Origin of the sequence: Leucobacter sp. M11 (genome assembly GCF_035726885.1) — a bacterium.
GTDB lineage: Bacteria > Actinomycetota > Actinomycetes > Actinomycetales > Microbacteriaceae > JAPFRB01.
Genome location: NZ_JAPFRB010000005.1, coordinates 74,850 through 83,234, shown reverse-complemented (window position 1 = coordinate 83,234; position 8,385 = coordinate 74,850). Strand labels below are relative to the sequence as shown.

The 8,385-nt window shown below is 68.0% G+C and carries 8 protein-coding genes, 1 tRNA gene and 1 pseudogene; 3 read left to right on the top strand and 7 right to left on the bottom strand.

Annotated features, from left to right (window positions below; translation table 11 throughout):
• Positions 1 to 754 (top strand): HNH endonuclease signature motif containing protein (locus OOT08_RS15655; RefSeq protein ID WP_325093769.1); only part of this gene is annotated, 754 nt, incomplete at its 5' end.
• Positions 755 to 837: 83 nt separating this feature from the next.
• Here the strand turns inward: OOT08_RS15655 and OOT08_RS15650 are convergent.
• The 4 genes from OOT08_RS15650 to OOT08_RS15635 form a co-directional block, all read right to left on the bottom strand.
• Entirely contained in the window at positions 838 to 1,641 is an 804-nt protein-coding gene (locus tag OOT08_RS15650; protein ID WP_325093768.1) for a class I SAM-dependent methyltransferase, read from the bottom strand.
• 952 nt (positions 1,642 to 2,593) lie between these two features.
• On the bottom strand, positions 2,594 to 3,343 hold the full coding sequence (locus OOT08_RS15645; protein WP_325093767.1) for an ABC transporter permease: 750 nt from the start codon (positions 3,341 to 3,343) through the stop codon (positions 2,594 to 2,596).
• On the bottom strand, positions 3,340 to 4,053 hold the full coding sequence (locus OOT08_RS15640; protein ID WP_325093766.1) for a hypothetical protein: 714 nt from the start codon (positions 4,051 to 4,053) through the stop codon (positions 3,340 to 3,342). The genes OOT08_RS15645 and OOT08_RS15640 overlap by 4 nt, the downstream gene beginning before the upstream one ends.
• Before the next feature lie 71 nt (positions 4,054 to 4,124).
• A complete protein-coding gene (locus tag OOT08_RS15635; protein ID WP_325093765.1) occupies positions 4,125 to 4,847 on the bottom strand; it encodes an ABC transporter ATP-binding protein in 723 nt (240 codons plus the stop codon).
• 249 nt (positions 4,848 to 5,096) lie between these two features.
• Between OOT08_RS15635 and OOT08_RS15630 the strand changes: the two genes are divergently transcribed.
• Together OOT08_RS15630 and OOT08_RS15625 are read left to right on the top strand one after the other, a co-directional pair.
• On the top strand, positions 5,097 to 5,912 hold the full coding sequence (locus OOT08_RS15630) for a sensor histidine kinase (RefSeq protein WP_325093764.1): 816 nt from the start codon (positions 5,097 to 5,099) through the stop codon (positions 5,910 to 5,912).
• Positions 5,909 to 6,595, top strand: coding sequence for a response regulator transcription factor (locus OOT08_RS15625; RefSeq protein ID WP_325093763.1), 687 nt, complete (start codon positions 5,909 to 5,911; stop codon positions 6,593 to 6,595). Before OOT08_RS15630 ends, OOT08_RS15625 begins: the two co-directional genes overlap by 4 nt.
• A gap of 522 nt (positions 6,596 to 7,117) precedes the next feature.
• Here the strand turns inward: OOT08_RS15625 and OOT08_RS15620 are convergent.
• From OOT08_RS15620 to OOT08_RS15610, 3 genes and pseudogenes are all read right to left on the bottom strand, one after another.
• A tRNA-Ala gene (locus OOT08_RS15620) sits at positions 7,118 to 7,190 on the bottom strand.
• Between the two features lie 36 nt (positions 7,191 to 7,226).
• Positions 7,227 to 7,634 carry a ribosome silencing factor gene (gene rsfS, locus OOT08_RS15615; protein WP_325093762.1) on the bottom strand — a complete coding sequence of 136 codons (408 nt, stop codon included), beginning with the start codon at positions 7,632 to 7,634 and terminating at the stop codon, positions 7,227 to 7,229.
• 35 nt (positions 7,635 to 7,669) lie between these two features.
• A pseudogene (locus tag OOT08_RS15610) lies at positions 7,670 to 8,385 on the bottom strand (hypothetical protein); the annotation flags it as partial.

Genomic DNA, 8,385 nt, shown 5'->3' with positions numbered 1-8,385 from the left:
GAACCCCGAGGCCGGATCCAACGTCGAATCCGGTGTCCGCTTCCAACCCGTCACCGCCCATTCCCCAAGCAGCGACGCTGATCCCACCCCCGACGACCGCACTCCCGCCCAGCGCACCCTGGACCGCCTCATCGACGGCATCCGCGCCCACCTCGCCGAGCGCAACGCGGGCGTGGCCACGGGGGCGAGCACTCTCGTCAACATCCACGTCAGCGCCGAATCCCTCCAGGACGGCACCGGACCTTCGTGGGCGGACGGCATCTTCGCACCCCTGTCCGCCGAAACCGCGCTCCGGGAGCTCTGCGACGGCAAGCACGCGATCACCGTCTTCGGAACAACCGGTGCCGTGCTCGCGCAAGGGCGCGCGCAACGCCTGTTCACCCCGGCGCAGAAACTCGCCCTGGCCGCCAGAGACGGCGGCTGCGTCTGGCCCGGCTGCGACGCCCCACCCACCGACTGCGACGCCCACCACGTCATCCCGTGGAGCGAACACAACCTCAACGGGCCAACCGATGTGAAAAACGGGGTGCTGCTGTGTCGATTCCACCACCGGCGCATCCATGAACACGCGCGGGACGGGCTCAGCGCGGAGCACCGCTGGACGATCCGAATGATCCGGGAGCTGCCGCACCTGATCCCCCCGGTGCGGCTGGACTGGAACCGCACCCCGCGCCCGCTCGGCAGGCGACGCACGGGCAGGCGGCGGGCCGGATCCCGGAGCGGGGCCGGACGCGACACCAGCCCAGCCCGGTAAATCGCTGTGGCCCGCGCTCACCCCGGGCCACGGCAGTGGCGCGGCGGCCGAGGCGCACGCGGCCCCCGCGCGCGGAGGGGAACCTATCGGCGTTCGAGGAGGACGACGGCGTCCTCCAGGGTGGCGGACGAGCCGTCCGGGGCGGTGACCGTGCGCCGCCGGTCCTCGCAGACGAGCACCGTCCAAGCCTCGGGGTCGAGCCGGAGAGAGTCGAGGGTCTGCGCCGCGGAGGGGAGGTCATCGTGAGCGCCGTGCTCGTGAGCGCCGTGACCGTGAGCCGCGTGACCGTGACCGTGCGCGCCGTCTCCCCGGGCGGCGCGGTGCGCCTCGGTCTCGGGCTCCGTCTCCGCGTCCGCGTCCGCCCGAGCGGCCCACGGTGGGGTCCCCGTGTGCGCGACGACGAGCAGGTTGCCGCCCGGGGCCACCGCGGTGGCGGCGGCGCGCAGGATCTCATCCCGCGGGAAGTCGAGGGGCGACTGGAGGTAGCAGGCCGACACCAGCTCGTAGGCCCCGGGCACCGGCTGCCACTCCGTGAGGTCTCGCTGCAGCCAGACGATCGCGTCGTCGAGCCCCCGCCGGTCGGCCTCGGCGGCCCCGCGATCGAGCGCGGTCTGCGAGATGTCGAGGGCGGTCACGGTCCAGCCCCGCTCGGCGAGCCAGAGGGCGTCCCCGCCCTCGCCGCTGCCGAGGTCGAGCGCGGCCCCGGGCCGAAGCGAGCCCGCGAGGTCGAGCAGCTGCGCGTTCGGGCGGCCGCTCCAGAACTGCTCCTGCTGGCCGTAGCGGTCCTCCCAGTAGGCACGCGACGGGCCGCTCGCGGCGTTCGGCTCGGCGGTGCCCTGCGGCCCGGACGTACCGCCCGCCTTCGGCCTGCCGGTCGTTTCAGACATCGAGTCCTCCCTCGTTCCTCGGGCGTTCCGCGACGCCCCACCCGTCTCGGGAGTCCCAGCCTAACCCTCGGCGAGCGCGCGTCTCCCGGCGCATCGCCCGGAACGGCAGACCCCCGGAACAGCAAAACGCCCGCAGGCAACGGCGGGCGTTTCATTCGAGTTGTCTCAACGAGCTCGAGTGGACGCGGGCGGACTCAACCCGAACACCTGCGAACGGCTTCGTTCCGCGTGGAATCAGGCGAAGCTCGATGGCGGCGCTGGGGCGCTGGGCACCACTGAGCCCGGGCGCGGGGTGGTCACACCCCCAAGCAGACGAACGAGAACACCCCTGAGCGAGAGCGAAGTGAACTCGATCCGAACTGCCCGGATGAACGGCGAGAGCGTCGTGTCGATCAGCAGCAGGTCCGACGTACTGGCGGAACAAGACAGTAGCTGGGAGCGGAGTGCCAGCCCACACGCTGCATCGCCGCCGCGATCGGCGGCAACGGAACTTCAGTCACGAGGCCGTCCAGCGCCCACCGCCTGGCCGGGTCTCACGCAACAGGTCAGCGACCCGGCGCACCTCGACTCGTAACGGCGCAACCCGGCGATCCCGAGGGAGCGTGCGCCGGATATGTGCGCGCTGCGCGGAACCGTCACGGCCGATGATGATCTGCACGCAGTCACACGCCACCGGCCCGACCGGACGATACACCGTCAGCGTCCGCACCACGATCAGCGACAGCGACCGTGCTTCACTCCTTGCCCGGTCAGTGCCGCTCGGCCGCCGGTTTCGCCCGCCGTGGGTTCGGTTGCGAACGACGGCAGCTGCCGTTCAGCTGCCGCCGAGGACGGTGAAAATGAGGACCGCCGCGACTGCGGCGAGGCCGATGATGACGCCGATGATCTTGAGTGACTTCTTCATGAGAGTGCCTTCTGTTGGGTGTTCGGGAAACGAAGATTGCGAGACGGTTCATGTGTCGCGTCGGTTGAACGCGATGAACGCCGGGATGAGCAGGCCGATCGCCCAGGCGGTCATGACAAGGCCGCCGGCAAGGGGGTCGAGGAGTCCGAGACCGGGATAGGTGGAGATGAGTTGCAGCCCGGCCAGGTCGGGGGCGTACTTCAGCCACGGGAGCACGCCGACGAGGGCGACGCCGAGGCCGAGCACCATCGGGACGAGTACGATGACTGGCAGCAGGATCGACCTCGCCAGCACGGTCAGTGCGGCGGCGATCAGGCTGATGAGGGTCCAGTTGATCCCGACCGTCAGCAGGTTGAGCCACATGCCCGGCGTGAACTCGGTGACCGCGAGCCCGGCATCGCCGAGCACCATGTGCCGCAGGATCACGGCGAGCCCGATGGACACGATGGCGAGCCCGAATACAGCTCCGGAGATGAGGATCGTTTTCGCGGCGAGGAGCCGTGTCCGGTTGGGTGTGGCGAGTTGCGAGGATCGCAGCAGGCCGTTCTGGTATTCGCTCCCTGCGATCACGGCGGCGAGGAGGATCACGAGGGGCTGGCCGAAGCCAGCGACCTCGAACCCTTGCGAGTGCAGGTCGGTGATCGTCTGGGGGTTTCCTGCGGGTCCCAGGCCCATCGCGACCGACAGGGCGGGCGGGATGAGCAGGGCCGCGAGAACCGTGTAGAGCATGGCGGGGTGCGTGCGGGCCTTGGTGACCTCGGCGCTGATCGTGCGGTACATCGTCGTTGCTCCTGTCATGCGTCGCGTCTGGTGAAGAGGATTCCGGAGATGAGGGTCACCCCGAGGCCCCAGGCGGCGGTGACGATTGCGGCGAGAACGGGGTCGAGGTGGCTGTCGCCGACGACGCTGTACAGGCTCGCGCCCGCGGCGGGTGGCAGGAACTTGGCCGGTTCCCAGAGCGTGAGGAGGAAGTCGCCGAGTCCCACGGAAAGCGGGATCATGAGGATGAGGGGCACGATCGCGTTTCGCGCGATGATCCCGAGTGCGAACGCGAGCAGACTCGCCATCGTGCAGATCAGTACGACGCCGAGGACGTTGCGCCACATGATCGGGGTGAACGCCAGCGGGCCGAGCCCGTACTCGCCGAGAGCGAGGTGTCGCAGCGCTGTTCCGACGGCCATCGACAGGAAAGCGGTGACCGCGACCACGGATGCCAGCAGCGTCGCTTTCGTGGCGAACAACGCGACCCGATGCGGATCGGCGATCAATGAACTGCGCACCATCCCGCCGGAGTACTCACTCCCGGCAAAGATAGCCCCGAGCGCGATGGCGATCAGCAGCGGGAAGTTCATCATCTCGAAGCCCATGTACTCCAACGGCACGACCTCGCCGGCAGCGAACGCCACCGAGGGGTCGTTGAAGGCCTCCTCGAAATCTCCCCCGGTGAGCTTCACGTCGCTCATCCCCGTGACGTACGTGAGCACCCACGTGAGAACGACGGCAACCACCGGAAGAATCCACAGGGGCTTCAACGTGGCGAACTTCGTGGATTCCGCCCGGAACCGATTCATCGCCTGGGTCACAGGGTGCCACCGGCGGGCATGTCCTGAGGGTCGGTGAGTGCGAAGAACGCCTCCTCCAATGTCGCATGTGAGCCGCGCACGGTATCCACGGTGCCGGTGGCGACGAGGGCACCCTTGTTGATGACGATGAGGTCGTCGGCGATGTCCTCCATCTCCGTCATCAGGTGGCTGGACACCAGTACCGTCTGCTCGGCTGCGGCCTGTCCCCTCAGGAAGGCACGCAGCCAGCGCAGCCCGTCCGGGTCGAGTCCGTTCGTCGGCTCGTCCAGCACCAGCGTCTTGGGTGAGCCGAGCAGTGCTGAGGCGATCCCCAACCGCTGCCCCATCCCCAGGGAGAAGGTGCCGACCTTATGCGTGGCGTTGCGTTCGAGTCCGACCAGATCGAGGACGTGGCCGATCCGCTCGGTGGGGATGCCGTTGCTCTGGCACATCCATCGCAGATGATCGCGGGCGGTGCGGCCGTTACTGGCTCCGGGGCCGTCGAACATCGCCCCGACCGCGCGCATTGGATATCGCAGGTCCCGGTAGGCCTGCCCATCGATCAGCGCCCGCCCGGAAGTGGCTCGGTCCAGTCCGAGCAGGATGCGAAGCGTGGAAGACTTGCCCGCCCCGTTCGGGCCGAGAAATCCGGTCACCCTTCCTGGCCTGACTTCGAAGCTGATGCTGTGCAGCACCTCCGTCTTCCCGTGTGTCTTGCGGAGCTGATCGATTGCGATCATGCTGACCTCCTGATCTTTCCGTCGTGTCGTTGCTTGCCAGTGAACACGGTTCGCACTGGGGCCGGCATCGTCCCCTGGGCGGCACTTCTCTCACCTGCTGAACCCGCGGACACTGGCCCTGGGGTCAGGTCCTGCGGGAGCCTCTCGGCCCCTGGGCCGATGACACGCTCAAGAAGTGCGGTGAGAATGGCGGGGATGGAGAACAGTTCGGGTGCGCGTCCTGCCCGGCGGTCGCGGGTATGGCCCGTCGTGACCGCCGCGCTCATTGGCGCGCTCGCGTTTTCGTTGTCGGTCGCGAACTACGGGTACTTCTCCACCATCCTGCTCCCGCTGCTGATCGCTGCAGCCGTTGTCGTCGCTGGATGGTCGTTGCTCCGACTTCGCCGCGAGCGAGCCGAGCACGAGGCCGCGCTCACCCGCTGGGCGGCAACGGAAGCCGTCCTCGATGAGCGCTTGCACATCGCCCGCGATCTGCACGACATCGTCTCCCACGGGCTCGGGATGATCACCGTTGCCGCGACGACCGCGAAGCACCTCGATGCGCAACGCCCGGACCACGACCGGCTGCTGCACGTCCTGGACGATATCGAGGGCACCAGCCGCGACGCCACTCGCGAACTGCGTCGGATGCTCGAAGTGCTCCGCGACCCCGATGCCGCAGCACCGAACCGCCCTGCCGAAACCCTCGACTCCCTGCCCGACATCATCGGCGTCGCCGAGCGGGCTGGCCTAGACGTCTCGCTCGATCAGTCACCGCTCGGGACCGTCTCGGCCGGAGTGCAACTCACCGTCTGCGCCGTCGTGCGCGAGGCTCTTTCCAACATACTCCGGCACGCCGGCCCCACCCGCGCCCACATCACGATCACCCGAAGCGACGACGCCGTCTCCGTCACGGTGACTGATGATGGACCCGCGCGCGAGTGGGGCGGGGCACCCGGCGCCGGGCACGGACTCACCGGACTCCGCGAACGCATCACTGCGCTCGGCGGCACCCTGGATGCGGAACCCAGCACAGCAGGATTCCGCATCGAAGCCCGCATCCCCGACACGGAGACCGCCGTATGACCGCGCGTGCTCCCGAAGACATCACTGTGCTCCTCGTGGACGACCAGCTCCTTCTCCGACAAACCCTCGCACTCCTCATCGACAGCACCGAGGGAATGCGCATCGTCGGCGAAGCAGCGGATGGTGTCGAAGCGATCGCCCTGGCGCAGCAGACCACGCCCGATGTGATCGTCATGGACGTCAGGATGCCGAAGCTCGACGGACTCCAAGCCACGAGAACCATCTGCGCCGACCCCGCCCTGACCAGCACGAGAATCCTCATGCTGAGCATGTTCGAACTCGATGAATACGTGCATCAGGCGCTCCGGGCCGGGGCCAGCGGCTTCATCCTCAAAGACAGCCCGCCCCATGACCTCATCAGCGCGATCAGCCGCACACACGACGGCGAGACGCTCTTCGCCCCGGTGATCCTCACCCGCCTGATCGAACGCTATCTCGACACCCCACGAGCGACCACGACTCCGGAGCCGTCACGCAGCAGCACCCTCACGGCCCGCGAGACGCAGGTCCTCGGTCTGGTCGGGCGAGGGATGTCGAACCCGCAGATCGCGGAACACCTGACGATCTCCGTCCGAACGGTGAAGTCTCATATCGCAAACTTGCTTCACAAACTCGACGCGCGCGACCGCACCCATCTTGTCATCGCCGCATACGACCACGGACTCGTCACACCCAGAACGTGAAGGTCATCAAAAGGCCCGTGCCTGGAGCGCCGATTTCGCCGGACCTGCGGCCTCCGTGATCGACGGACCTCCTTTGCGGGCAGCACGAGGGCTTTGCCTCGTGGCCGGTCGCCCCGCCCGAGACGGCGCACGGCGAGGGAACCGCCGTCGCACCGGTGGATGATCTGCCAGCGGCCACCGTTCTTGACCCACGTTCTCCCGGTGGCCAGGCGGCGATCGTTGCGTCGGGTGACGCCACTGCGCGATCGAGACGGGCCTGCCGCGTATCCTTCGGGAACGATGCACCCGTGCGGAGTACCCGGTGGATCGCGTCTCAGGGGTCGCGGCCCCTCCCACGATGCCCGAAAGTTTCCTCCGGAGGAGTCGAGGGTCTGCGCCGCGGAGGGGGTTCGTCGTGAGCGCCATGTTCTCAAGGACCGTGACCGTGAGCGCCGTCTCCGAGGAACGGCAGACCCCCCGGAACAGCAAAACGCCCGCCGTTGCCGGCGGGCGTTTCATTCGAGTTGTCTCAACTAGCTCGAGTGGATCTGAGGGGATTCGAACCCCTGACCCCCTGCATGCCATGCAGGTGCGCTACCAACTGCGCCACAGACCCGTGGAAGTCGAGCGAATACTCACTCGACAACACTGTTTATTCTACACCCGGCTCCCCGGAGTTCACCAAATCGAGCTCCTCGGCGGTCTTCACGGGCGTGTCGAGCGCGGGGCAGTCCTTCCAGAGGCGCTCCAGGTCGTAGAACCCGCGCTCCTCGTGGTGGAAGACGTGCACGATGAGGTCGCCGAAGTCCAGCAGCACCCAGCGTCCGCTCTGGCGGCCCTCGCGGCGAATGGTCTTCACGCCGGACTGCAGCATGCGGTCTTCGATGTTGTCGGAGATCGCCTGAACGTTCCGCTCGGAGTTGCCGCTCGCCATCAGGAAGATGTCGCTGAGGGCGAACTGCTCCTTGACGTCGAGCGCGACGAGGTCCGTTGCCCCCTTTTCGTCCGCCGCGAAGACCGCGACGGAAAGGTCGGTCTGAGACTGTGGTGACGCTGTCACGAGTTCCTTACTTGCTGTGGTTGTGGGGTGCCCGGCTAGCCGAACATCCCGTTCGTTGCGCCCCAGATGAACAGGCCGATCACGGCGAGCAGGAGCCCGCCGCCGGAGATCGACAGGATCAGCGGGAGCTTGTTCCCCTTGGTGGTCGCCGGGGTCACGATGGCGTTGTTCGAGGCCTGCGCGCTGATCGCGCGGGTCGCGGACACCGGGGCGGTGCCGTCGTCGGGGACGTCCGTGCTTGCGCCCGTGTCCTCGGCGAAGTGGTCGTCATCCGTCTCGACGGTGTCGAAGAGGCGGGCGTGACCGCCCGTCTCCCCCAGCGACTTCGGCAGTTCGATGGAGCCGGTGATGTAGATCTCGCCCGTGTCGTTGAGCGAGCCGGTCAGGTCGCCCGTGTCCGGCATGGCCGGGAGGATGAGCGCGCCCGTGTTGGACCCGGACACCTCGGCGGCGACCGCGTGCGAGATGAGGTCGTCGAAGTCGGCGCTCGTGTCGACGCCGGACTGCTGCGTGAGCGGGTCCGGGATCGAGGTCAGCGTCGTCGTGCTCGGGTCGTCGAAGACCGAGCGCTCCTCTTCGAGGGGCGCGATGTCGGGGAAGGAGTACTCGGCAAGCGCCGGGGCCTCGGGCTCCGCGACGGGCTCCGCCTCGGCGGGCACGTCCTCGTCGCCGTCGATCTCCTCGATCGCGACGGCCTCCACCTCGATGACCGCAACGGGGAGCTCCTCGGCGGGCAGTTCCTCGGCGGGAA